General features: G+C 68.1%; 29 protein-coding genes. 11 read left to right on the top strand and 18 right to left on the bottom strand.

Annotated elements, in window-relative coordinates; genetic code table 11:
- The first annotated feature begins 32 nt into the window (after nucleotides 1-32).
- The 3 genes from HCC78_RS09810 to glmM all read left to right on the top strand — a co-directional run bounded on the left by HCC78_RS09810 (nucleotide 33) and on the right by glmM (nucleotide 4,902).
- Nucleotides 33-2,573, top strand: coding sequence for a putative PEP-binding protein (locus HCC78_RS09810; RefSeq protein ID WP_172328588.1), 2,541 nt, complete (start codon nucleotides 33-35; stop codon nucleotides 2,571-2,573).
- Nucleotides 2,574-2,809: 236 nt separating this feature from the next.
- Entirely contained in the window at nucleotides 2,810-3,403 is a 594-nt protein-coding gene (locus HCC78_RS09805) for a cell wall hydrolase (RefSeq protein WP_172328587.1), read from the top strand.
- A 158-nt stretch (nucleotides 3,404-3,561) separates the two neighbouring features.
- Nucleotides 3,562-4,902: a phosphoglucosamine mutase gene (gene glmM / locus HCC78_RS09800; RefSeq protein ID WP_172328586.1), complete on the top strand. Its 1,341-nt coding sequence runs from the start codon at nucleotides 3,562-3,564 to the stop codon at nucleotides 4,900-4,902.
- A 490-nt stretch (nucleotides 4,903-5,392) separates the two neighbouring features.
- Here the strand turns inward: glmM and HCC78_RS09795 are convergent, their stop codons facing one another.
- Nucleotides 5,393-6,346: a PfkB family carbohydrate kinase gene (locus HCC78_RS09795; protein ID WP_172328585.1), complete on the bottom strand. Its 954-nt coding sequence runs from the start codon at nucleotides 6,344-6,346 to the stop codon at nucleotides 5,393-5,395.
- Nucleotides 6,347-6,426: 80 nt separating this feature from the next.
- Nucleotides 6,427-7,239, bottom strand: coding sequence for a division plane positioning ATPase MipZ (locus HCC78_RS09790; RefSeq protein WP_172328584.1), 813 nt, complete (start codon nucleotides 7,237-7,239; stop codon nucleotides 6,427-6,429).
- A 226-nt stretch (nucleotides 7,240-7,465) separates the two neighbouring features.
- Between HCC78_RS09790 and HCC78_RS09785 the strand changes: the two genes are divergently transcribed.
- The gene (locus tag HCC78_RS09785) at nucleotides 7,466-7,705 is read left to right on the top strand and encodes a DUF6489 family protein (RefSeq protein WP_172328583.1); all 240 of its coding nucleotides are present in this window, start codon (nucleotides 7,466-7,468) and stop codon (nucleotides 7,703-7,705) included.
- Between the two features lie 12 nt (nucleotides 7,706-7,717).
- On the opposite strand, the gene HCC78_RS09780 is transcribed toward HCC78_RS09785, so the two are convergent.
- The 14 genes from HCC78_RS09780 to ffh form a co-directional block, all read right to left on the bottom strand.
- Nucleotides 7,718-9,133, bottom strand: coding sequence for a hypothetical protein (locus HCC78_RS09780; protein WP_172328582.1), 1,416 nt, complete (start codon nucleotides 9,131-9,133; stop codon nucleotides 7,718-7,720).
- A gap of 78 nt (nucleotides 9,134-9,211) precedes the next feature.
- The gene (locus tag HCC78_RS09775; protein ID WP_172328581.1) at nucleotides 9,212-9,988 is read right to left on the bottom strand and encodes a transglutaminase family protein; all 777 of its coding nucleotides are present in this window, start codon (nucleotides 9,986-9,988) and stop codon (nucleotides 9,212-9,214) included.
- A 127-nt stretch (nucleotides 9,989-10,115) separates the two neighbouring features.
- Entirely contained in the window at nucleotides 10,116-10,337 is a 222-nt protein-coding gene (gene rpmE, locus HCC78_RS09770) for a 50S ribosomal protein L31 (RefSeq protein WP_108261973.1), read from the bottom strand.
- A gap of 11 nt (nucleotides 10,338-10,348) precedes the next feature.
- Nucleotides 10,349-10,741 (bottom strand): 50S ribosomal protein L19, encoded by a 393-nt coding sequence (gene rplS / locus HCC78_RS09765; protein ID WP_172328580.1) that lies wholly within the window; start codon nucleotides 10,739-10,741, stop codon nucleotides 10,349-10,351.
- A 262-nt stretch (nucleotides 10,742-11,003) separates the two neighbouring features.
- Nucleotides 11,004-11,318 carry a hypothetical protein gene (locus HCC78_RS09760; protein ID WP_172328579.1) on the bottom strand — a complete coding sequence of 105 codons (315 nt, stop codon included), beginning with the start codon at nucleotides 11,316-11,318 and terminating at the stop codon, nucleotides 11,004-11,006.
- 88 nt (nucleotides 11,319-11,406) lie between these two features.
- Nucleotides 11,407-12,222 (bottom strand): tRNA (guanosine(37)-N1)-methyltransferase TrmD, encoded by an 816-nt coding sequence (trmD, locus tag HCC78_RS09755; RefSeq protein ID WP_172328578.1) that lies wholly within the window; start codon nucleotides 12,220-12,222, stop codon nucleotides 11,407-11,409.
- A complete protein-coding gene (rimM, locus tag HCC78_RS09750) occupies nucleotides 12,219-12,764 on the bottom strand; it encodes a ribosome maturation factor RimM (protein WP_172328577.1) in 546 nt (181 codons plus the stop codon). The genes trmD and rimM overlap by 4 nt, the downstream gene beginning before the upstream one ends.
- A complete protein-coding gene (locus tag HCC78_RS09745) occupies nucleotides 12,764-12,907 on the bottom strand; it encodes a hypothetical protein (protein WP_172328576.1) in 144 nt (47 codons plus the stop codon). The genes rimM and HCC78_RS09745 overlap by 1 nt, the downstream gene beginning before the upstream one ends.
- 22 nt (nucleotides 12,908-12,929) lie before the next feature.
- Nucleotides 12,930-13,556, bottom strand: coding sequence for a 5,6-dimethylbenzimidazole synthase (bluB, locus tag HCC78_RS09740; RefSeq protein WP_172328625.1), 627 nt, complete (start codon nucleotides 13,554-13,556; stop codon nucleotides 12,930-12,932).
- 5 nt (nucleotides 13,557-13,561) lie between these two features.
- Complete coding sequence (gene rpsP, locus HCC78_RS09735) at nucleotides 13,562-13,948, bottom strand: 30S ribosomal protein S16 (protein ID WP_172328575.1); 387 nt, start codon at nucleotides 13,946-13,948, stop codon at nucleotides 13,562-13,564.
- A 48-nt stretch (nucleotides 13,949-13,996) separates the two neighbouring features.
- Entirely contained in the window at nucleotides 13,997-14,299 is a 303-nt protein-coding gene (locus tag HCC78_RS09730; RefSeq protein ID WP_172328574.1) for a chorismate mutase, read from the bottom strand.
- Nucleotides 14,296-14,520, bottom strand: a complete 225-nt coding sequence (locus HCC78_RS09725; protein ID WP_172328573.1) for a hypothetical protein — start codon at nucleotides 14,518-14,520, stop codon at nucleotides 14,296-14,298. The genes HCC78_RS09730 and HCC78_RS09725 overlap by 4 nt, the downstream gene beginning before the upstream one ends.
- The gene (locus HCC78_RS09720) at nucleotides 14,517-15,044 is read right to left on the bottom strand and encodes a GNAT family N-acetyltransferase (RefSeq protein ID WP_172328572.1); all 528 of its coding nucleotides are present in this window, start codon (nucleotides 15,042-15,044) and stop codon (nucleotides 14,517-14,519) included. Before HCC78_RS09720 ends, HCC78_RS09725 begins: the two co-directional genes overlap by 4 nt.
- Before the next feature lie 2 nt (nucleotides 15,045-15,046).
- A complete protein-coding gene (gene ffh / locus HCC78_RS09715; RefSeq protein WP_172328571.1) occupies nucleotides 15,047-16,540 on the bottom strand; it encodes a signal recognition particle protein in 1,494 nt (497 codons plus the stop codon).
- A 433-nt stretch (nucleotides 16,541-16,973) separates the two neighbouring features.
- Between ffh and HCC78_RS09710 the strand changes: the two genes are divergently transcribed.
- On the top strand, nucleotides 16,974-17,432 hold the full coding sequence (locus tag HCC78_RS09710) for a histidine kinase (RefSeq protein ID WP_172328570.1): 459 nt from the start codon (nucleotides 16,974-16,976) through the stop codon (nucleotides 17,430-17,432).
- A 70-nt stretch (nucleotides 17,433-17,502) separates the two neighbouring features.
- Nucleotides 17,503-18,114: a hypothetical protein gene (locus HCC78_RS09705; protein ID WP_172328569.1), complete on the top strand. Its 612-nt coding sequence runs from the start codon at nucleotides 17,503-17,505 to the stop codon at nucleotides 18,112-18,114.
- Nucleotides 18,115-18,272: 158 nt separating this feature from the next.
- Here the strand turns inward: HCC78_RS09705 and HCC78_RS09700 are convergent, their stop codons facing one another.
- On the bottom strand, nucleotides 18,273-18,749 hold the full coding sequence (locus tag HCC78_RS09700; RefSeq protein WP_172328568.1) for a hypothetical protein: 477 nt from the start codon (nucleotides 18,747-18,749) through the stop codon (nucleotides 18,273-18,275).
- Between the two features lie 162 nt (nucleotides 18,750-18,911).
- Here HCC78_RS09700 and HCC78_RS09695 point away from each other — a divergent pair, with 162 nt between their 5' ends.
- Complete coding sequence (locus HCC78_RS09695) at nucleotides 18,912-19,799, top strand: LysR family transcriptional regulator (RefSeq protein ID WP_216671094.1); 888 nt, start codon at nucleotides 18,912-18,914, stop codon at nucleotides 19,797-19,799.
- 255 nt (nucleotides 19,800-20,054) lie between these two features.
- On the opposite strand, the gene HCC78_RS09690 is transcribed toward HCC78_RS09695, so the two are convergent.
- A complete protein-coding gene (locus HCC78_RS09690; RefSeq protein WP_172328567.1) occupies nucleotides 20,055-20,450 on the bottom strand; it encodes a helix-turn-helix transcriptional regulator in 396 nt (131 codons plus the stop codon).
- A gap of 236 nt (nucleotides 20,451-20,686) precedes the next feature.
- On the opposite strand from HCC78_RS09690, the gene HCC78_RS09685 reads away from it, so the two are divergent.
- From HCC78_RS09685 to HCC78_RS09670, 4 genes are all read left to right on the top strand, one after another.
- Nucleotides 20,687-21,040, top strand: a complete 354-nt coding sequence (locus tag HCC78_RS09685) for an AtpZ/AtpI family protein (RefSeq protein ID WP_172328566.1) — start codon at nucleotides 20,687-20,689, stop codon at nucleotides 21,038-21,040.
- Between the two features lie 35 nt (nucleotides 21,041-21,075).
- The gene (locus HCC78_RS09680) at nucleotides 21,076-21,831 is read left to right on the top strand and encodes a F0F1 ATP synthase subunit A (RefSeq protein ID WP_172328565.1); all 756 of its coding nucleotides are present in this window, start codon (nucleotides 21,076-21,078) and stop codon (nucleotides 21,829-21,831) included.
- 55 nt (nucleotides 21,832-21,886) lie between these two features.
- Nucleotides 21,887-22,123 (top strand): F0F1 ATP synthase subunit C, encoded by a 237-nt coding sequence (locus tag HCC78_RS09675; protein WP_108262886.1) that lies wholly within the window; start codon nucleotides 21,887-21,889, stop codon nucleotides 22,121-22,123.
- An 86-nt stretch (nucleotides 22,124-22,209) separates the two neighbouring features.
- Complete coding sequence (locus HCC78_RS09670) at nucleotides 22,210-22,797, top strand: F0F1 ATP synthase subunit B' (RefSeq protein WP_172328564.1); 588 nt, start codon at nucleotides 22,210-22,212, stop codon at nucleotides 22,795-22,797.
- The last annotated feature ends 2 nt before the right edge of the window (nucleotides 22,798-22,799 follow it).

Raw genomic sequence — 22,799 nt, 5'->3', positions numbered from 1 at the left:
CCGGTCGGGATGCGACGGAGGAGACCGGGCCCTTGCTGAAACACCTGACGTTCAAGGCCTTCACCGAGATCACCAAGACCGCGACGATCACGGTGGACCAGCATGGCGGCCGCGCCAAGTGCCTGCAGCGGCTGATCCGGCTCGACATGCCCGTGCCCACCACCGTCGCGCTGAGCTTCGAGACCGTCCGCCAGATCGCCCAGGGCAAGATGACCGATGTCGAGGCGATCCTCGATTTCTTCGGCGACACGCCGCTGGTTTCCGTGCGCCCCTCCGCCGAGGGCGCCGACTGGGGCGGGCCGGGCGCGATCCTCAACATCGGCATGAACGAGCGCCGCCATGCCGTCATGGTGCAGCGCCGCGGCGAGGATGCCGCCAACGCCATCTACCTGCGCTTCATCCACACCTATGCCGTCCAGGTGGCGCATCTGGACGCCGACCTCTTCCCGCCGGTGCAGCGGCCCGCGCGCTCCGACGTGGCCGAGGCGCTGCGCATCTACGAGATCGAAACCGACGAACCCTTCCCGGAAGAGCCGGCCGAGCAGCTGGCGGGCGTGCTGCGTTCGATGGCGCGGGCCTGGGAAGGCACCTCCGCGCGGCTCCTGCGCAAGGCGCGCGGCGCGCCCGAGGATGCCGGGCTGGGGCTGGTCGTCCAGCGCATGTCGCTGGGCGTCGGCAATGACGAGAGCGGCTCGGGGGTGATGCAGTTCATCAACTCCACCACCGGCAAGGCGCAGATCACCGGCCGCTACATGAGCCAGAGCCAGGGCCGCGACGCGCTGGCGCTGAAACATGCCGCCATCTTCCTGACCCGCGATCCGCGCGGCCCGTCCCTGGAGGAGCTGGCCCCCGAGATCTTCGACCAGCTGGTGGGGCTGGGCGAGCTCGCGCGCTCCAAGCTGCGCGAGGAGATGCAGATCGAGTTCGTCATCCAGGACAGCGTGCTCAGCGTCATCGACGCGGTCCGCGTTGCCCGCACGGCGCGCGCCAATGTCGAGATCGTCGTGGGGCTGGCGCAGGACCGGATCATCACCCGGGACGAGGCCCTGCTGCGGGTGCCGCCGCGCTCGCTCAACGAGCTGATGCACTGGCAGGTCAACCCGGAGGCCGAACGCAACGCGCTGCTGCGCGGGATCGCCGCCAGCCCGGGCGCGGCCGTCGGCAAGCTCGTCTTCAGCTCGACCCGCGCCCAGGCGCTGGCCGCCCAGGGCGAGGCCTGCATCCTGGCCAAGCGCGAGACCTCGCCGGACGACGTGCGCGGCATGCATGCTGCCAAGGGCGTGCTGACCGCCAAGGGCGGGATGTCGAGCCATGCGGCGGTGATTGCCCGCGGCCTCGGGGTGCCCTGCGTCGTCGGGGCGGGGCAGATCATCATCGACCGCCGCGCGCGCCACATGCGGCTGCCCGACGGGCGGATCTTCGAGGAGGGCGCGCTGGTCACGCTCGACGGCTCGGCCGGCGAGGTGCTGGACGGCGCGGCGGACATGCTGGAACCGGCGCTCGGCGAGGCCTTCCAGACTTTGCTGGGCTGGGCCGACGCGGTGCGCGACATCGGCGTCCGGGTCAATGCCGACACGCCCGAGGATGCCCGCATCGCGCGGACCTTCAAGGCCGAGGGCATCGGCCTGTGCCGCACCGAGCACATGTTCTTCGACGACGACCGGCTGACGGTGATGCGCGAGATGATCTTCGCCGACGCCCCCGAGGACCGCGCCGACGCGCTGCGCCAGCTTCTGCCGATGCAGCGCGAGGATTTCACCCGGCTCTTCGAGATCATGGAAGGCCTGCCGGTCTGCATCCGGCTGTTCGACCCGCCCCTGCACGAATTCCTGCCCGCCGACCGCCAGGGCGTGGTCGACCTGGCCAATGCGCTCGGCCGCCCGGTCTCGGACGTGCAGGCGCGCATCGACTCGATGACCGAATTCAATCCGATGCTCGGCCTGCGCGGCGTGCGCCTCGGCATCACCGTGCCCGAGATCTACGAGATGCAGGTCCAGGCGATCTTCGAGGCAGTGATCGCGCTGGCCGATGCCGGAACCGAGGTTGTCCCCGAGATCATGCTGCCGCTGGTCTCGGCGCAGCGCGAGGTGGAGATCCTGCAGAGCCGGATCGAGCAGGTCGCCGCCAAGGTCCGCGCCGAGCGCACCGCCGCCTTCTCCTACAAGCTGGGGGTCATGGTGGAGACCCCGCGCGCCGCGCTGAAGGCGCACAACATCGCCGAGCTCTGCTCCTTCATGAGCTTCGGCACGAACGATCTGACGCAGATGACCTACGGGCTTTCGCGGGACGATGCGGGACGCTTCATGCAGACCTACGTGCAGCAGGGCGTGTTCAAGGAGGACCCGTTCCACTACCTCGACAAGGAGGGCGTCGGAGAGCTCTTGCAGATCGGCGCGCAACGCGGGAGGAAGGCAAATCCGCGAATCGTTCTGTCGATTTGCGGCGAACATGGCGGCACGGCTGATTCGATTGCCTTCGCCAGGGAGTGCGGTTTTAACTATGTTTCATGTTCGCCGTTCCGTGTGCCGGTTGCCCGTCTGGCGGGCGCCCACGCCGTTCTGACGCGGCGATAGTCCCGAAATTACGACAAATTCTTGACAATCGGCAGATTCTCGCCGACATGTGGAATGTGGCCTTGGTGCCACTATCCGCCCAATGCGTACTTTTTGTCGAGTATTGCATCTAGCGGCCGGTCTTTATACGCCCCGAGTCGGAATTGATCGACTTGGGTGAAATTGTCATGATACTGCGTGCATTGGCGACCGTTGCTGCTGTCCTCCATATCGGAGTCGCGGCGGCAGAGGTAACCATGAGCACCTCGAATGACCCTTCTCTCGATATCGACACCGGGCTGGGCGCTCTCTTCGATGCGGAGCGCGACGTGCTCCTGTCGGACGGGGTCGCTCTGGGGTCTCTGACCGTCCGTCCGGTCCCCCGCGGGGAGCGCAAGCCGCGCTTCCGCAAGAAAGTCCAGTACACCCGCGACTGGCTGTCGGACCAGACCGCGAAGGGCGGCGGGCCGGAATGGGAATGCCTGTCCGAGGCGCTCTATTTCGAGGCCCGCGGCGAAAGCGTGAAGGGCCAGTTCGCCGTGGCCGAGGTGATCCTGAACCGGGTGAAGTCCAAGGCCTATCCGAATTCGGTCTGCGGCGTGGTCAACCAGGGCAGCGGCCGCAAGCATGGCTGCCAGTTCAGCTATGCCTGCGACGGCCGGGCCGAGACCATCGGCGAGAAGAAGGCCTGGAAGCAGGTCTCCAAGGTCGCGGCGCTGATGCTGAAGGGCGCGAAGAGCAACCTGACCCACGGCGCCACGCATTACCACACCCGCGCGGTGCGGCCGAACTGGGCCTCGATCTTCCCGCGCACCGCCTCGATCGGGGTGCATTACTTCTACCGGCAATAGGCCCCGGACCGCCGGCCGGCGGTCCTCCGCCGCGGCATCGCGCTGCGGCGTTTCCGTCTTGCCTTGCCCGCGGCACCGTCCATATCCTGTCGGACCGGAGCGGGGCCCCGGGCCGATGGCGGCCGGCCCCGCGCCTGAACGGAACTTGGAGACTTGCCATGCGGAAGCTGTTCGGAACAGACGGGGTGCGCGGCCGCGCCAACAGCCACCCGATGACCGCCGAGATGGCGCTGCGCCTCGGCGCGGCGGCCGGACGCTATTTTCGCCGCGACGGCAAGGACACGCACCGCGTGGTGATCGGCAAGGACACGCGCCTGAGCTGCTACATGCTGGAAACCGCGCTGACGGCCGGGCTGACCTCCACCGGCATGAACGTGCTGCTGCTGGGGCCGGTGCCGACCCCGGCGGTGGGGATGCTGACCACCTCGATGCGCGCCGATGTCGGCATCATGATTTCTGCCAGCCACAATCCGCACGAGGATAACGGCATCAAGTTCTTCGGCCCTGACGGCTTCAAGCTGTCGGATGCCGCCGAGGAGGAGATCGAGGCGCTTCTGGAGGCCGGGGTCGAACCGGCCAAGCCCGAAAACATCGGACGCGCCAAGCGGATCGACGATGGCCGGTTCCGCTATCAGGAGCGGGTGAAATCCACCCTGCCTCACGGCATGACGCTCGACGGGCTGAAGGTGGTGATCGACTGCGCCAACGGCGCGGCCTACCGCGCCGCGCCGGAGGTGCTCTGGGAACTCGGTGCCGAGGTGGTCCATCTCGGCGTCAGCCCGAACGGCCGCAACATCAATGACGGCGTCGGCTCCACCGCGCCGCAGGCCGCGGCCGAGGCGGTGCGGGCGCATGGCGCGCATGTCGGCATCTGCCTCGACGGCGATGCCGACCGGGTGCTGATCCTCGACGAGACCGGCGCGCAGGCCGATGGCGACCAGATCATGGCGCTGCTGGCCGCCCGCTGGGCCGAGGAAGGGCGGCTGAAGGACGGCACGCTGGTCGCGACCGTCATGTCGAATCTCGGGCTGGAACATTTCCTCGCGGCGTGCGGGCTGAAGCTGCACCGCACGCCGGTGGGCGACCGCTACGTGGTCGAGGCGATGCGCCGCCACGGCTGGAACCTGGGCGGCGAGCAGTCGGGCCATATCGTCATGACCGACTATGCCACCACCGGCGACGGCCTGCTGGCCGGGCTGCAGTTCCTTGCGGAGATGGTGCGCATCGGCCGCCCTGCCTCCGAGCTGGCGAAGAGCTTCGAGCCCTGTCCGCAGCTCCTGAAGAACGTCCGCTACGCCGCGGGCAAGGCGCCGCTGGAGGCCGAAGAGGTCAAGGCGGCGATCGCTGCGGCCGAAAAGCGGCTGGAAGGGCAGGGACGGCTGCTGATCCGCAAGTCGGGGACCGAGCCGCTGATCCGCGTCATGGCGGAACATGCCGATCCGGCGGTGCTCAGCGAAGTGGTCGAGGAACTGGCGGGCGCCGTCGAGCGCGCCGCCTGACCGCCCGCGCCGCGGATGACGCTCCCGGTTTGAGGGCCGCCTTAGAGTGCGGTCGGGTCGGCTGGGGGCAGCCGCGGAAGACGGGACGCTGGAAAAGGTCGCCTGCAGGCTATCCTGTCTCCGGCAACGCGATGTTCTTCGGCACCCTCCTGCATGTCAGCGCCGCGGGCTCCGCCGCAGGTCCCGTCGAGACGTGACGCGGCTGGAATGGCTGCGTCCATGCGCCGTTCGGTCATCGCCAAGTCGGCGCCGTGGGTGCCCCCGCGGCCGGGATCTCATGTCCGGCCGCTCGCGGAGCGTTCTCCGGCGCGGGACGCAAGATCTCCGTTGCCCGGCCGGGATGACCGTCCCGCCGCCTGACGGTGCCGAGGATCATTCCGGCAGGCGGGACGGTTCAAGGGCGGGCCAAAGGGCAGGGCGGGGGATTTGCGGGTGCCGCCATCCGGCGGCATTCCCAAGGTTTCGCACGGGCGGAAGGCCCGCCCTGCGGTCAGCCGATCTTGCCGGCCGCGATCGCGTCGAGCACTTCCTGGCGCTGCGGCGGATTGCAGCCGGTCCGCGTGCAGTTGATGGCCGCCGCCCAGGCCGCCCGGGTCAGCAGCGTCTCGAGCGCGGCATCGCCCAGTCCGGACAGCGCCGCCTTGCCGGGGCAGCCGATCTCCAGGATGCCGGCCAGCAGGTTGCCCATGAAGGTGTCGCCCGCGCCGACCGTGTCCGCCACCGCGATCTTCGGCGCCATGACCTGCGCGCGGCCTGCCCGCGTCAGCCCCAGCGCGCCTTCGGATCCGCCGGTGACCACGACCAGCCCGACGCCCTTGCCGGTCAGCTCCGCCGCGAAATCCTCGCGCGACTGGCCGGGGCGCAGATAGTCGAGATCCTCCGAGCTGATCTTGACGATGGACGCGGCCGCGAACAGCGCCTCCACCCGCGGCTCCCAGGCGGCACGGTCGGTGATCATGTTGGCGCGGACATTCGGGTCGAAGGCCAGCATCTGGCTGTCCGCCTGGCCGAGCGCGAAGCGCAGGATGTTGCCTGCGCCCGGTTCGGGGATCAGCGAGATCGAGCCGACGGCGAGGATGTCGCCCGGCTGCGGGTCGATGCCGTCCGCCGTCGGCGCCATGTTCACCGCCGCGCTGTCGCGGTCGTAGAAGGCATAGCGCGGCTCGCCGGTCGACATGTCGACGAAGGCCAGGGTCGAGGGCAGGTCGCTGCGCGGGGTCAGTCCGGTGCGCACGCCGTGGGCCACCATGTCCGCCAGCAGCCGCTCGCCGAACAGGTCGCGCGAGATCGCGCCGAGGAAATGCGACTCCGCGCCTGCGCAGGCGGCTGCCTTGGCAGTGTTCATCGGCGAGCCGCCGGGCAGGGGCAGGAAGGCCTCGCCCGCCGCCGTGCCGACGGGAACGAAATCCATGATCGCTTCGCCGCAGACGAAAATCCGTGCCATCTTCTCCTCCCGGGTTTGGGCATTTGCTACCTGTATGGGCCATTGCCCGTCCAGATGCACGCGGAATTTGTAAACCCGATTTAGAAATTAGCGACCACGCCTGGCAAGCGCAATTCGCCGACAAGGTCGCGCACTTCCTGCCTGGCGGCAATGTTGGACATGGTCAGCCCGCCGCCGCCGCCGACATCGCGCAGGTCAAGCAGAGTCAGCCCGCGCGGGAAGAGCTCGCGGAAGATCACCCTCTCGGCGAAGCCCGGCGCCACGCGGAAGCCGATCCGCTTCGACAGGTCCATCAGCGCGTCGCCCACGCGCTTCTTGTTGTGCATCTGCTGCGAGCCCATGCGGTTGCGCAGCACGATCCAGTCGATCGGCTTCAGCCCGGCCTGGGCGCGCAGCTGGCGCGCGTTCCAGACCATTTCGGCATAGACCGACGGGCCGGTTATCGCGCCGGTATCCGGGTCGTGATGCGCCAGCAGGTCGAAATCGATGAAGCTGTCGTTCAGCGGCGTGACCAGCGTGTCGGCCAGCGAATGCGCGATCTGGCTCAGCCTGGTATGCGAGCCGGGGCAGTCGATCATCAGGAAGTCGTGGCGGCCCTCCAGCTGGGTGATCGCCGCGTCCAGCCGCAGGTCGTAGACATTGGCGCCCTCGGGCACGTCACCGGCCGCGATCTCGGGCAGGGGCAGGTAGTCGGGAATGGGCAGGGCGATGCCCTCGCGGCGGCAGAAGGCGGTCCGGTTCTCGACGAAGCGGCCGAAGGAGCGCTGGCGCAGGTCGAGGTCGATGGCGCCGACGCTATGGCCCATGCGCACCAGCGCCGTGGCCACATGCATGGTCGTGGTCGATTTCCCGGACCCGCCCTTTTCGTTGCCGACGACGATGATGTAGGCCATTTGGCGGACTCTCGGACTTGGGAGGAAGGCGCGCAGCCGCGCGGTGGAAGACACCCTATGTCCTGCGCCCGGCAATGGAAAGCGGTCGCGTCGCGGCCGGGTCCGCAGCCGCGGGAAAACTTTCCGCGGTGCGTCCAATGAGTCACAGCCGCCGCTTTCCCTGTGGATAAGCTGCTGCTAGGGTTGCAGGAAATCGGAACGCGCCGGCCGGCGGGAAGGAAACGGGATGAAGGTCAAGATCGACGTGGACATGACGCCGATGGAGGCGCGGGAACTCATGGGCCTGCCCGATGTGCGGCCGATGCAGGAGGCGTGGCTCGACAAGATGAACGCCAAGATCGAGGAGCACATGGAGCAGCTCACGCCCGAGGCGATGATCCAGAACTGGATGAAGGCTGCGGGCGGCAATGCCGAGATCTTCTCCGATTTCATGTCCGCCTTCATGAACATGAGCAGCAAGGGCTGACGCCCGGGCGGTTCAGCCGCGGCGGCGGCGCAGCAGCAGCGGCAGGGCGGAGGCCAGCAGCAGCAGCCCGGCCGGCAGCGGCACGGCGGCCCGCTGCGCCACCTCGGTGAGCCGGTAATAGGTGGCGGTCGATTCGATCAGCACCCCGGCGCTGCCGTCGGCGAAGAGGAAGAAGCGCGGATCGGCGCGGTCGCTGCGGGCGGAAAGCTCCAGCAGGGTCACGGCGATTCCGTCGGCGTCCACCAGCGACACGTCGAACACGTCCTGTCCGGTCCCGGCCAGATCGCCCGTGGTGGCGAAGAGGCTTCCCGAGACGAGATCGGCGAACAGGATGCCTATCTGGTCGAAGGACACGTCGGACACGACCGGGCCTGACAGCGCGAAGGGCGACGCGGGATCGGTGCGGCCGATCTGGGCGATGGCCTGCAGGAAGCCCTCCTCGTCCGGCGGAATCAGCGAAAGGGCCTCGGCAGGGGCACCCAGTGGGACGCCGGGCGAGATGTAGAACGTGCCCTCGCGCGCCAGGCCGTCCGCGGCGCGGCCCCAGCCGAAATTCTCGATCTCCGAGGTGTCCAGCAGATCGGCCAGCGGCACCGCGTTGACCTCCTCGGCCACGGCGCCGCCGATATCGCCGAAGACGACCACCGGGCCGGCGGCGGTTCCGGCGATCTGCAGGTGCTGGACATTGCGGACGCCCTTCGCCGCCACCGTGATGCTGCCGTCGGACGGGTCGACCAGGAGGAGCTTGCCGACATGTTCGCCATCGTCCTGCGGCGCGCCGCGGCCGTCCGTGCCTGCCGGCAGGTTGTCGCCGGTGGCAAGCAGAAGCCGGCCGTCGGGCAGCACGGCCATCGCGCCGCCGCGATGCGCGCTCGAGCCGTACTGGACCTCCAGCGCCGTGACCGGTTGCGGATCGGCGGGGACGCCGTCCTCCACGGTATAGCGGTAGAGGATCTGGTACTGGGTGTTGCCGGGCACGATCTCGTAGATGTCGTCCACGGCGCGGCCGTCCGCGCAGCAGGCGCCGGGCAGGGGGGCGGGCAGCTCCGCCAGCGGCACGGCGGCGGAGGGCAGCGTGTCCGAGGTCACGAGCACGTAGAGCGCGCTGCCATCGGCCGTGGGGGCGACCTCGAGGAACCCTTCGCGGCCGTTCGGAACCAGCTCGGACGGCAGGTCTGGGGCCTGGAGCACGGCGGCGGTGCCGTCCGCGCCGCTGCGGTAGAGCGTCCCGGTCTGGTCGGCGATCCAGAGGCCCGAAGCATCGGCGGCCGGCGACGCGTAGTTGTTGCCGGACCGGGTCGCGCCGGCCTTGCCTACCTCTGTGATGCGGAGCGTCAGGCTGGAAGGCAGGACCGAAGCGGGTTCCAGCGTGGCGGCAAAGCCCGGCGCAGCGGCGGCCATGGCCGAAAGGGTCGCGGCAAGACGCATGACTCGAGCTCCCGGATGCAATCCCGGAGGATGCTAGCCGAGCCGTGCCGCCAAATCCACAGGGACGCGCGGCCGAAGTCAGATCGTCCGGACGCCCACGTTCTGCGACTCCAGCTGCACCATGCCGCGGTTCTCCATGAAGGCCACGTCATAGGCGTCGCGCCCGACGGCGACGATGACGGTGCTTTCGGGGCGGCACATGCCGGTGGCGTCGACGATATGCCATGCGTCGTCCAGCCAGACCTGGGCCACGGCATGGAAATCCGGCGGCTCGACATCGGGGGCGTAGACCGAGACGTAGCGGGCGGGGATGTCCGAGGCGCGGCAGAGCGTGCAGAGCATGTGGGCATAGTCGCGGCAGACGCCCTGGCGCGAGGTGAAGGTGTCGATCACCGTCGTGGTCGCGTTCGACGCGCCCGGCACGTAGGACAGCTCCTCCGCCACCCAGCCGCGGATGGCATCGACCTTGGCGCCGCCCTCCAGGCCGCCGAAGCGGTGGGTCGCGAAGGTCTCGAACATGTCCGACTGGCAGAAGCGGCTGGGCCGCAGATAGGTCATCGCTTCGGCCGGCAGGTCGTGCCAGGGGGCGGCGGACATGTCCTCCAGCGAAATCTCGGGGCGGGTGATCTCGACCTCGGCGCGGTAGGCCAGCCGCATCACGTCGGCATCGAGCCGCGCGACCACCCGGCTGCCGATGCCGCTTTCGCCCGGGATGCGCGACAGCTGCGCCCCCTGGATGTCCAGCCTGCTCTCCAGCACGTGCTGTCCGTCGGTATCCGCCGCCTCGAGCGTGAGGAACACGACGCGTTCCTTGCCCAGCTGGTAGTCCATCGTCACGTCAACGCCGATCTTCACGCCTGCCCTCCGTTTGCGCTTCCTGTGCCATGTCTACGTGCGAGGCTGGCAGAGGTTGCAATCCTTGTCGCCGGAAAAGAAAAAGGCCGCCCCGGGGGGCGGCCTCGAAAAACCCGGAGGGCTGGGCTCAGAAGCCGAGGCCTTCGTATTTCTTCTTGAACTTGGAAACGCGGCCGCCCTGGTCCATCAGGCGGGTGTTGCCGCCAGTCCATGCCGGGTGCGCCAGCGGATCGATGTCCAGCGCCAGCGTGTCGCCTTCCTTGCCCCAGACGGATTTCATCTGGATGATGGTGCCATCGGTCATCTTGACGTTGATGAGATGGTATTCGGGATGGATGTCTGCTTTCATCGGTCCGGTCCTTACGCCTCGGCGCCGGCCTTGTCGGCCTTCGGCTTGTAGTTGGTGACCTCTGCGATACGGGCGGACTTGCCGCGGCGCGAACGCAGGTAGTAGAGCTTGGCGCGGCGCACGCGGCCGCGGCGCACGACTTCGATGCTCTCGATGTTGGTCGAGTAGAGCGGGAAGATACGCTCGACGCCTTCGCCGAAGCTGATCTTGCGGACCGTGAACGAACCGGCAATGCCTGCGCCGTTCTTGCGGGAAATGCAGACGCCTTCGTAGTTCTGGACGCGGGTCCGGGTGCCTTCGGTCACTTTGAAGCCGACGCGAATGGTGTCGCCCGCCTTGAAGTCGGGAATGGTCTTCCCGAGGGAGGCGATCTGTTCGGCCTCCAGCTGTGCGATCAGATCCATCTGATCTCTCCTGTCTGGCTCACGGTTATTCCGTGAAGGTGGTGCCGTCCCAGAGCTCCGCGCCTTCTGTCGGGTCCGCCTCGGCGCCCGCGGGAGATGGGTCGTCTTGCTTGCTTCGGGTCCGTCCCGGAACTGCCGTCCCGGCGCCGTCAGAAGAAGAGGGCGCGCATCGGAAAACGGCACGAGTCGGAGTTGCGGTGCTATGACAGGAAGTGTCCCGCTTTTCAAGCGCGGAATGGCCCTTTCCGCCGCATCCGGGCGGCTAGATGGCCGGGCAGGCCGGTCCGGTGCCCCGGGTGAGCCGGTCGACCACGTCGCCGCGGTACCAGACATGCATGTAGCGGTAGGGACCGTCGGTCCGGACCATGTAGGCATCGCAGTCCGCCGCGCCGGGACCTGCGTCATGGCCGGGTCCGAGCATGCCGGCCACCTCGTCGCGCGTCATGCCCGGCATCACCGCGCCCATGCGGGCGGGACTGCCCGCCATGTGGCGGTAGCCGGGGCCGCCCATGCCGTGGCAGGCACTGAGCAGCAGCAGCGCGGCAAGCCCTGCATGCCGTCCGGAACGTCCCGCCATCTCGTCTGCCTCCCGTGTTGCGGCGCCAGCGGGATCCTAGCCGATTTCCGCCGGCCGGGGAATGCGGCGGCAGGGCAGGGCGCGGCGGTCAGGTCTTGTCGGGGGCGCTGCCGGAATGAAGCTGCCACAGGTCGGGGCGGCGCTGCCGGGTCAGGGCCTCGGATTGCTGCCGCCGCCACTCGGCGATCTTGGCATGGTTGCCCGACAGCAGGACCTCGGGGATCTCCCGGCCCGCCCAGTCCGCGGGGCGGGTGTATTGCGGATGTTCCAGCAGCCCGTTGGAATGGCTCTCCTCCTCGGTGGAGGCGGCATTTCCGAGCACGCCCGGCAGGAGCCGCACGGTCGCGTCCAGCATCGCCTGCGCCGCGATCTCGCCGCCGGTGAGGACGAAATCGCCCAGGCTGACCTCTTCGACCTGGTAGGCATCCAGCACCCGCTGGTCGACGCCCTCGAAGCGGCCGCAGAGCATCGTGATGCCCCGCGCCTGCGACCAGCGCCGCGCCATCGCCTGGTTGAAGCGCCGTCCGCGCGGGGAGAGATAGACCAGCGGCCAGTCCATGCGGTCGTCGGGCGTTCCGGCCATCGCCATGTCGAGCGCGCGGGACACCACGTCGGCGCGCAGCACCATGCCGGCGCCGCCGCCCGCGGGCGTGTCGTCGACATTGCGGTGGCGGCCCTCGCCGAAGGGACGCAGGTCGACCGGATGGAGCTGCCACAGCCCGTCCTGCAGGGCCTTGCCGGTCAGGCTTTCGCCCAGGACGCCTGGGAAGGCGCCGGGGAACAGCGTCACGATCCGGGCCTGCCAGGCATTGGCCAGCTCGGGCGTCTCGGACAGCAGGTCGCGCGGGTGCATGGTCGCGCGGATCGACTTGCGGCCGTGGCTGCGGGTGGGCGCGTCGCTCATTCCTGCGGGTTCCCGTCTTCGTCTTCGTCCTCGTCCCCGCCGAACAGCCCGGCCGGCGGATCGGCGATGATCCGGCCAGCGGCCAGGTCGACCGTCGGCACCGCCTCTCGGGTGAAGGGCAGCAGCACGCCGCCCTTGAGGCCGGGGCCATGGATTTCCAGCAGGTCTCCCGCGCCGTGGTCATAGACCGCGCGCACCCGGCCCAGGCGCGTGCCGCCGGTATCGACGACCTCCAGCCCGATCAGGTCGGCATGGTAGAATTCGTCATCCGGCAGCGAGGGCAGGCGGTCGCGCGGCGCGTAGAGCCGCACGCCCTTCAGCGCATCGGCGGCCTCCTTGGTGGAGATACCGCCCAGCCGCGCCGCCAGGCCGTTCTTGATCGGCCGGGTGATCTTCACGGTGAAGCTGCGGCTGCCGTCCTCGGTGGTCAGCGGCGCGTAGTCGGCAATCGCCTCGGGATCGGCGCAGAAGCTCTTCAGCCGCACCTCGCCGCGCACCCCGAAGGAGCCGGCGATCGCGCCGACGCAGGTCAGCTCGGCCATCAGTTCACTCCCTTGCAGAAGCCGCGCGCATCGACCGAGCCGCCCGCGTCGAGGCAGGCCTGCAGGATTTCGTAGCGGGCATATTCGGCTCCGGCATAGCCGCCGGCGGCCAGCAGGGCCGCATAGATTATCAGTCGGATCACCGGGCGGGCTCCCTCGGCAGGATCATCTTGGAACGAGCGCGGGGCGGGGATGGCGATGCTCCCAGCCGAGGCGCTCGAGTTCGGGGCAATCGTCTTCGGTTTCCGGCCAGCCGATGCAGAGATAGGCGACCAGGCGCCAGCTGGCGGGAACGGCCAGGCCGTCGCGGACCTTCCCTGGGTCGAGGATCGAGACCCAGCCCATCCCCAGCCCCTCGGCGCGGGCGGCCAGCCACATCTGCATCACCGCGCAGACGACGGAATAGCGGCGCATTTCGGGCATCGTTCCGGCGCCGAGACCCGAGCCCTGCTCCGTTTCCTCGTCGCAGAACACCGCCCATTGCACCGGCGCGCGATCCATCCCGGAAAGCTTCAGCCCGGCATAGAGCCGGGCCTGGTCGCCGTCATATCCGGCCAGCGCGGCCGCATTGGCCTCGCTGAATATGGCGCGCATTGCCTGCCGCGCCGCGGGGCTGGCCACATCGACCAGCCGCCAGGGCTGCGACAGCCCCACGGAGGGGGCGGAGGCGAGGCTGTCCAGGCAGCGCTCCAGAACGGGTTCCGGCACCGGGTCCGTGCGGAACCGGCGCACGTCGCGCCGGAGCCGCATCAGCCGGGCCAGCTCGTCGGGGAAGCTGTCCGGAAAGCGCATCTGCCTCACTCGGCAGCAGCTTCCTCGGCCGGAGCGGCAGCAGCTTCTGCAGCTTCCGCAGCCTTGGCGGCCTTCTCTTCGGCGCGCTCCTTGGCTTTCTTGCCCGGCTCGCCCTTCTTCAGGTTGGCGCGCTCTTTCTTGGCGACGACGCCGGCGGCTTCCAGCATGCGGGAGACGCGGTCGGTCGGCTGGGCGCCTTCGCCGAGCCAGTACTGGACGCGCTCCAGGTTCATCACCACGCGGCGCTCGTCATCCTTGGCGAGCAGCGGGTTGTAGGTGCCCAGCTTCTCCAGGAAGCGGCCGTCGCGCGGCATGCGCGAGTCGGACGCGACGATGGCGTAGTGGGGGCGCTTCTTGGAACCGCCGCGGGCGAGACGAAGTTTCATGGCCATGGGTTGAGTCCTTTCATATTCATGGCGTTGCTTGGCGGCTTTGCCGCCTTACGACTGGTGCTTCTTGTGGTGCTGGATCACTTCGGCGATGATGAAGTTCAGGAAATTCTTGGCGAATTCCGGATCCAGATCTGCTTCGACCGCCAGGCGTTCGAGCCTGGCGATCTGGATGGCTTCCCGCGCCGGATCGGACGGCGGCAGGTCGTGCTCGGCCTTCAGCTTGCCCACCGCCTGGGTGTGCTTGAAGCGCTCCCCCAGCGTGTAGACGAGGATGGCATCGAGCCGGTCGATGCTTTCGCGGTGGCCCTTGAGGAGCTCCGCGGCGCGTTCGGCGGTCTTCGCGTCGCTCATCGGGCCCTCCCATGGGCGGCCACGGGCACGGCATGGGGCAGGCGCAGCGCAAAGGCATGGCCCAGCGGCGGCGGCACGTCGCGGCGGCGCAGCGAGGTCCTTGCCGCGCGGCCCAGCCGGAACATGTTCCGCCACACCACCGGCGCCTTGGCGCGGGTGAAGGTCGGCCAGGTCCAGCGGGCGTGGATGTAGACATGGTGCATCGTGCCGTAGGGAATCATTCCGCAGCCTCCGATACTCGTCCGGGCGCCGGATGGCGCCAGACCTGGACCGGGCCGTGGCCGACCAGGTCATGCATGCCGTCTAGGATGCAGCCCAGCCGCCGCGCCACCGCGGCCGAGGCCGGGTTCTGCGGGTCGACGAAGCTGATCGCGGTGGTCCAGCCGAGCGTGCCGTAGCACCAGTCCCGGACCGCGCGGGCCGCCTCGGTGGCGTAGCCCTTGCCCTCGGAGCCGTCCATCAGGTCCCAGCCGATTTCCGGCTCGGGCCAGCCTTCGGGGCACCAGGCGCCGACATTGCCGACGAAGGCGCCGGTCGCGGCCTCGGTCACGGCGAAGCGGCCATAGCCCTTCAAGGTCCAATGGCCGATTTCGCAGGCCAGCTGGCGCCAGGCCTGGTCGCGCGTCTTCGGCCCGCCGACATGGCGCGAGCGGTCGGAGGCGTAGAACGCCGCGATCGCGTCGAAATGCGCCTCGCCGAGCGGTCCGAGGACCAGCCGGCCGGTATTGAGAACGGGGACCTGCATCGTCACTTCTTCTTCCCGAAGCCGGACAGGCCCGGAGGCAGGGGCGCGCCGCCGAGGCCGGGCATTCCGCCGCCCAGCCCGGGCATGCCGCCCATCTTGCCCATCTGGGACTGCGCCTCCGCCATTTCGGCCTCCGACGGCATCTTGCCGCCCATCAGGCCCTTCATCTGGCGCATCAGGCCCTTCTTGTTCATCTTGCCGAGCTTCTTCATCGCATCGGCCATCTGGCGGTGCATCTTGAGAAGCCGGTTCAGCTCCTGCACGTCGAGACCGGCGCCCTGGGCGATCCGCTTCTTGCGGCTGGCCTGCAGCAGCGCGGGGTTGGCGCGCTCCTTCTTGGTCATCGAGTTGATCAGCGCGATCTGGCGGCGCAGGACCTTGTCGTCCATGCCGGCTGCCTCGGCCTGCTTGGCCAGCTTGCCCATGCCCGGCATCATGCCCATGACGCCCTGCATGCCGCCCATCTTGATCATCTGCTCAAGCTGGGAGCGCAGGTCGTTCATGTTGAACTGGCCCTTCTGGAAGCGCTTCATCATGCGCTCGGCCTGTTCGATCTCCAGCGTTTCCTGCGCCTTCTCGACCAGGCTGACGATGTCGCCCATGCCCAGGATGCGGCCCGCGATCCGGTGCGGGTGGAATTCCTCCAGCGCTTCCATCTTCTCGCCGAGGCCGACGAACTTGATCGGCTTGCCGGTGACGGCGCGCATCGACAGCGCGGCGCCGCCGCGGCCGTCGCCGTCCATCCGGGTCAGCACGACGCCGGAGATGCCAATGCGGCTGTCGAAATTCTCCGCCGTGGTCACGGCGTCCTGGCCGGTCAGGCCGTCGACGACCAGCAGGGTCTCGCGCGGGCTCGCGACATCGCGGACCCGCTCGACCTGGGTCATCAGCTCCTCGTCGATCGACAGCCGGCCGGCGGTGTCGAGCAGGAACACGTCGTAGCCGCCCAGTTCCGCCTGCTGCTTGGCGCGCTTGGCGATGGCGACCGCGTCCTGGCCGGGGATGATCGGCAGGGTGTCGACGCCGATCTGGCGGCCGAGGATTTCCAGCTGCTCCATTGCGGCCGGACGGTTGGTGTCGAGCGAGGCCATCAGGACGCGCTTGTTGTTGCGCTCCTTCAGCCGCTTGGCGATCTTGGCGGTGGTGGTGGTCTTGCCGCCGCCCTGCAGGCCGACCATCAGGATCGGCGCGGGCGGGCTGTCGACCTTGAGTTCGCCCGGATTCGGGTTGTCGCCCGCCAGCATCTCGATCAGCTCGTCATGGACGATCTTCACGACCTGCTGGCCGGGGGTCACGGACTTGGTGACGTTCGCGCCGGTGGCCTTCTTGGTGACGGCCTTGACGAAGTCGCGGGTCACCGGCAGCGAGACATCGGCCTCCAGCAGCGCGGTGCGCACTTCGCGCATGGCGGTCTTGACGTCTTCCTCCGAGAGGGCCCCCGCCTTGGTCAGACGGTCGAAGACCCCGCCAAGGCGTTCCGACAGACTTTCGAACATCCAAGGTCCTCCTGCGACCGTTGACGACATGCTTCCCAGATGGGAGGCGGTGATCCCGATTGGAACCCGATCAAGCGGAAACGGCACCCGCGGGCGCATCGCGCTGGCGTGTGTCGATCCCGGAACGGCCGGGACCGGAAGACTCGGGGGCTTCCGGGATTGGACCCCGCGCATAGACGGGCGCGGGACAAAAGTCAATCGCCCGGACCAGATTGATCGGCACAAGGGCGCTGCGGCGCTGCATATTATATAGTCGGGCAGGGCGGAAGCCCCGGGCGGCGTTCATATTGCCGGGAGCGGGCGAAACCGCGGGGGATCTGACATGGCGCAAGGCACGGGGGCGGCTATCGTGGAAAAGTCCGTGGCAGGAGGGACGACTCGGACGGGCCGCCCCGGAAAGAAAGTGCCGGACGACATGGCCGAGGAGGGTCAAATGACGACTGCAGCACATCCGCAGAAAAACAAGGTTATCACCGCCTCCGAGCTGCGCGCCCAGATGGCGGAACTGGAGGCGGAGAAGCAGGCGCTGCTGGAAAGCAGGCGCGCCAAGGCCGAAGGGTCGATGCGCGACGTCGCCGAGGAATTCACCCGCGGGCATCTGAGCCGCGAGGAGCTTGACGAGGTCCGCAAGAAAATCCGCCACGCCGTGGACCACGGCATGTTCGAGGTGATGGTGATGCGCTTTCCCTCGAGCCTGTGCACCGACAAGGGCAGGGCGATCAACAATGCGCTGCCGAACTGGCCGGACACGCTGCCGCTCAAGGCGCACGAACTCTACGGCGCCTGGGAACGGCTGGCGAAACCGGCGGGCTATCACCTGCGCGCCTATATCATCGACTTCCCGAACGGGATGCCCGGGGATGTCGGGCTGTTCCTGAACTGGGCAGCCTGACGGCGAAGGGCGCCCCGGCTGGACCGGAGCGCCCTTGCGGCGGGCGGGAGAGAGCGGTGCAGGTCATCCCGTGATCGTGCTCGCCTCGCCCGGGACGGCGGCACCGTCCGCGAGGGACTGTGCCGCGAAGGCCTTGCCGGTCTCGCGCGCATGCGCGATCGCGACGGGCTGCGCGCCGGTGTGGGAGGCCCATGGACAGGGCCGGCTGGCGGTTGCTGCTGATGCCGCAGGCCGAGGGGCCGCGGTGGATCATCCAGGCGGCGGTGCCGCGGCCGCCGGTGTTGCACGCCTCGGCGATCTGGGCGAGCTGTATGGCGGTGTGGCCGGCCGGGTCGAGCCCCTGTTCGGCTGCCAGCTGCGCGGCCCCGGCCACAGGGCGGCCGCCATGGGCTGGCAGGAAGTTGGCTTGGCTGGCGTCCCCCTTGGTCTCGGCGGCCTTGATGGCGGCAGGCCCGCAGGTGGTGTGCTGGCCCGGGGCTGGCCAAGGCATCGCGACAGCCGGCCCGCATTGGCGGCGGCGGTGCCGCAGAGGGCGAGCAGGACTGCGGCCGAGGTTTTCCTGGCGGCCATGGCGCTGCCTTTCCCTTGTCCGGCGTTCCGGACGGCGCGCCGTGGCTGGCGGCTCGACGTCTGCGCCATTGACCTATGTGCTTGGCGCGGGGCTTTGGCCGCCGGCGATTGACCTCCGCTTTGTTCACGGGTGCGCATCACAGTCAGAAGGTCGTCTTTCAGCCGTGATCCGCCTCGGGATGAAGGCGCCGTGCGAAAAGGGCGCCCCGCGGAACGGGACGCCCTTGAAAATTGCGGCTGCGCGCGGCGGCCGGGGCCGCCGGCCAGCGGTCAGTCATGCGCGTCGAGATACATCGCGCCCAGCTCGCCGGAGCTGAACTGGGTGGCATCCACGCGCAGGAGCTGGCCCAGCTGCGAGTCCGCGGCTGCGGGCGATGCGGTTGCATTGCGGGTGACGCGCTGCGTGCCGCTCAGGATGTAGTTCTGCGACTGGGCGTCGCCATCCTCGATCGCGCCGCGAAGCGACACGAGCTCGGCGGTGGTGTATTCGCCCGGCTGGACGCCGAGGCTCAGCGCCAGCTGGCCGTTGCCGTTGACGCCGGTCGGTTCGGCGCCGCCCGAGAGCAGGAACTTCACGCGGGTATTGTCGCCGGCTTCCTTGGCGGCGCGGATCTGCGCCAGCTCGGAGGTGGTGTACTGGCCCGGCTGCACGCCGAGCGAGGTGGCCAGCTGGTCGCTGGCCTGCGCCGAGAAGGCTGCGCCGGTGGCGGCGATGGCGAGGGCGGCAAGCGTTGCTTTGCGGAACATGATGTCTTCCTTTCTGTTGGCCGTAATCGCGGCAGGGTCGAATGTCTGCGGCAGCGTGCCGTCGGGGCACCGCGCCGCTTGTGACCAACAGATGGGGCCTTGCAGCAGCGAACAAAGTATGCATGGTTATCGGCAATTCTGTTCATGAGTGCACATCACAATATGTCTATCGATGCTTGGGATGAAATTCGGACGGCCTATCACGTCGCGCGCCTCGGAACGGTTTCCGGCGCGGCAGAGGTGCTGGGCGTCCACCATGCGACGGTGATCCGCCATATCGACTCGCTGGAGAAGCGGCTGGGGACGAAGCTCTTCCAGCGCCATGCCCGCGGATACACGGCGACCGAGGCCGGCCAGGACCTGATGCAGGTCGCGCAGGCGACCGACGACCAGTTCACCCAGTTGGCGAGCCGCCTGAAGGGGCGGGGGGACTCCGTCACTGGCGAGCTGGTTGTCACTTCCATCGAGTCCCTGTCACCTTTGCTGTCACCCGTGCTGGCCGAATTCCAGATGGCCAATCCCGGCGTGACCGTGCGCTTCGTCACCGGCGACAGGGTGTTCCGGCTGGAATACGGCGAGGCCCATGTCGCGATCCGCGCAGGCACTGCGCCGAACGAGCCCGACAATGTCGTGCAGCGCTATTCGACGATCCAGATCGCGCTCTATGCCTCGCGGAAGTATCTCGGCGGCCGCGCCCTGCCGATCCCGGAGGAGGAGCTGCCGCAGGAGAAGTTCATGGGCTACGAGAACATGGACAGCCGCGCGCCCTTCTACCGCTGGATGGAAGATAACGTGCCGCGCCAGAACATTGTCATGCGCGGCAGCGACGGGCGATCGGTCAAGCACGCGATCCGCGCCGGCATCGGCCTGGGCTTCATGGCCAGCTGGGAGGCCTCGCAATACGAGGATCTGGTCCAGGTGGTCGAGCCCAAGCCGGAATGGGCGGCGCCGCTTTGGCTGGTGACCCATGTCGACCTGCACCGCACCGCCAAGGTCCAGGCGATTCTGGCGCATCTGAAGTCCGCTGCCGATTCGTGGACGCTGGCCTGAGCGGAGTTTCCGCAGTGCACATATTCGTTTCGAATCATTTTACGGAACAGTTTGCGGACTGCGGCGCAAATCGAAACGGGATCAAGTGGCAAAAAGTCGGAGAAAAACGGGGATTCCGGCAACAGCACGCTGTCGCAGCCGGTTTTCATATGCTAAACGCTGTTTTCAGGGAGGCCAGGAGGGGCCCATGACAGCGGCGCAAGGCCCGCGCTGCGGCTAGACCGCACCAAAGCGAGGCCGCGCCGCTGTCATGTTCTACTTCTCCGGCAATGCCTCGCCGTCTTCCCCGGAAAACCAGTCGCTCTCGCAGGTTCCCGGCGCATCCGCGTCCTGAAGCTCCTGCGCGAGGAAGCGTTCGAAGTCGTCCAGGTTGACCGGCTCGAATTGGCCGAACCCCTGCATCCAGACGCTGGCGCCGCGCATCGCGTCGGGTTCCAGCTTGCACCATTTCACGCGGCCGCGCTTCTCCTGCCGGATCAGCCCGGCCCGCGCGAGTATGGCGAGATGCTTGGAGACCGCCGCCAGCGACATCTCGAACGGCGCCGCCACGTCGGTCACTGCCATGTCGTCCTCCAGCAGCATCGCGAGGATGGCGCGGCGGGTCGGGTCGGCAAGCGCCGAAAAGGCGAGGTCGAGAGGGTCATCGGTCATGTGCTTCCTTAGCGCTCCGGCCCGGGGCGGGGAAGGCCGCTTGACGCCGCGACGGCCCCGCTGTGGCAGCGCAAACTCAACTGATCAGTTGAATTAGCATTTTGCGGACTCTTCCGCGGGCGTTCTGCCGCATCTTTTCACCGGCCAATGTTTTCAATGGGTTGCATGCCGACACGGACAATTGACGAACAGTTCCATAAACGCCTACAACGTCGCCAGTTCCAAGGGAGGCTCTCGTGACGGACCCGGGCGACGGCGATCGGCTCCGCCAGCTTGAAGAGCGGCTTCAGGCTCTGCGCGGCACGCACGAGCCGAAGCCCCGCAGGGCGGACGACAAGTACAGCCAGGCCAACATGGCCTGGACGATGGTGACGGAACTCGTGGCCGGTCTCGGGATCGGCCTCGGCATCGGCATGGGGTTGGACGCGATTTTCGGCACGCGTCCCTGGATGCTGGTGCTGTTTACATTGCTGGGCTTCGCGGCCGGGGTGAAAACCATGATGCACACCGCGCAGGAGGTCCAGAAGGAACGCCAGGCGGCGCGCGCTGCCGGCAAAGAGACAAGCGGGTCCCCGGACCCTGAGGCGTAACGGGCGGCGGCCCGACAGAGAAGAGGACCTTGAGCATGGCGGATGCAGCCCATTCCGAAGGCGGCGGCCTTGTCTTTCACCCGATGGACCAGTTCAAGGTCGTTCCGCTGTTCGGTGATGGCGAAGTCCACTGGTACACGATCACCAACGTGACGCTTTGGATGGCGATCACCGTCGCCTGCGTCGCTGCGCTGATGGTGCTCGGCGCGCGCGGCCGCGCGGTGATCCCGGGCCGGGCCCAGTCGATCGCCGAGCTGGCCTACGGCTTCGTCTACAAGATGGTCGAGGACGTCGCGGGCAAGGACGGCGTGAAGTACTTCCCGTACATCATGGTTCTGTTCCTCTTCATCGTGTTCTCGAACTTCCTCGGCCTGCTGCCGCTGGCCTTCACCACCACCAGCCACATCGCGGTGACCGCGGTCCTCGCGCTGGCGGTTTTCATCTCGGTGACGGTGCTGGGCTTCATCCTGCACGGCACGCATTTCCTCGGCCTGTTCTGGGTCACCGCCGCGCCGCTGCCGCTGCGGCCGATCCTGGCGCTCATCGAGGTGATTTCCTACTTCGTCCGCCCGGTGAGCCACTCCATCCGACTTGCGGGCAACATGATGGCCGGCCATGCCGTGATCAAGGTCTTCGCGGGCTTCGCCGCAATCGCCGCGATCTCGCCGCTCTCGGTCGTCGCCATCACCGCGATGTACGGCCTCGAGGTCCTGGTGGCCTTCATCCAGGCCTACGTCTTTACCATTCTGACCTGCGTGTACCTGAAGGATGCCCTGCATCCCGGCCACTGAGGTCCGATCCCGAAAACCTGACAATTTGCCACTTCCGACGTAAGGAGATACGACTATGGAAGGCGATATCGTTCAAATGGGTGCATACATCGGCGCTGGTCTGGCCTGCATGGGCATGGGCGGCTCCGCAATGGGTGTGGGCAACGTGGCAGGCAACTTCCTTGCCGGCGCCCTGCGCAACCCCTCCGCTGCTGCCGACCAGACCGCGACCCTGTTCATCGGCATCGCATTCGCAGAAGCACTGGGCATCTTCTCGTTCCTGGTTGCCCTGCTCCTGATGTTCGCCGTCTGATCCGGACCCTCGATCATCCTTACGACCGGGTGGGGGCGCGCCAGCGCGCCCGCCCGTGGAGACAACGGCGGACCGGAGGACCCTAGATGGCCAATGAGACCCATGGCTTGAGCGACGCGGATGGTGCAGCCGTCGTCCTGCACGGCGAGACCGTGGCGCACCCGACCGAGCTGCAGACGGCCGAAGCCGGCATGCCGCAGCTCGATTTCACGACTTATGCCAACCAGATTTTCTGGCTGATCGTCGCGCTTGCCGCGATCTACTGGATTCTGTCCAAAATCGCGCTGCCGCGCATCGCCATGATCCTGGCCGAGCGCCGCGGCACCATTTCGAATGACATTGCCGCCGCCGAGGAGCTGAAGGCCCAGGCGCTGGAAGCCGAGAAGGCCTACCAGAAGGCCCTGGCGGACGCGAAGGCCGAAAGCGCCCGGATCGTTGCCGAGGCCAAGGCCGAGATCAAGGCTGAGCTCGACGCCGCCATCGCCAAGGCGGATGACGAGATCGCCGCCAAGGCCGCCGAGAGCGAGAAGGCAATTGCCGAGATCCGCGCCGGTGCCATGGAAAGCGTCGAGGCCGTCGCCAAGGACACCGCCGCCGCGCTGGTTGCCGCGCTCGGCATGTCGGCCGACCAGGCCGCGATCGACGCTGCCGTCGACACCCGCGTGAAAGGCTGAGA

It is taken from the genome of Mangrovicoccus sp. HB161399, assembly GCF_013184745.1.
Lineage (GTDB): Bacteria > Pseudomonadota > Alphaproteobacteria > Rhodobacterales > Rhodobacteraceae > Mangrovicoccus.
This window is presented reverse-complemented; position numbering and strand designations above follow the sequence as displayed.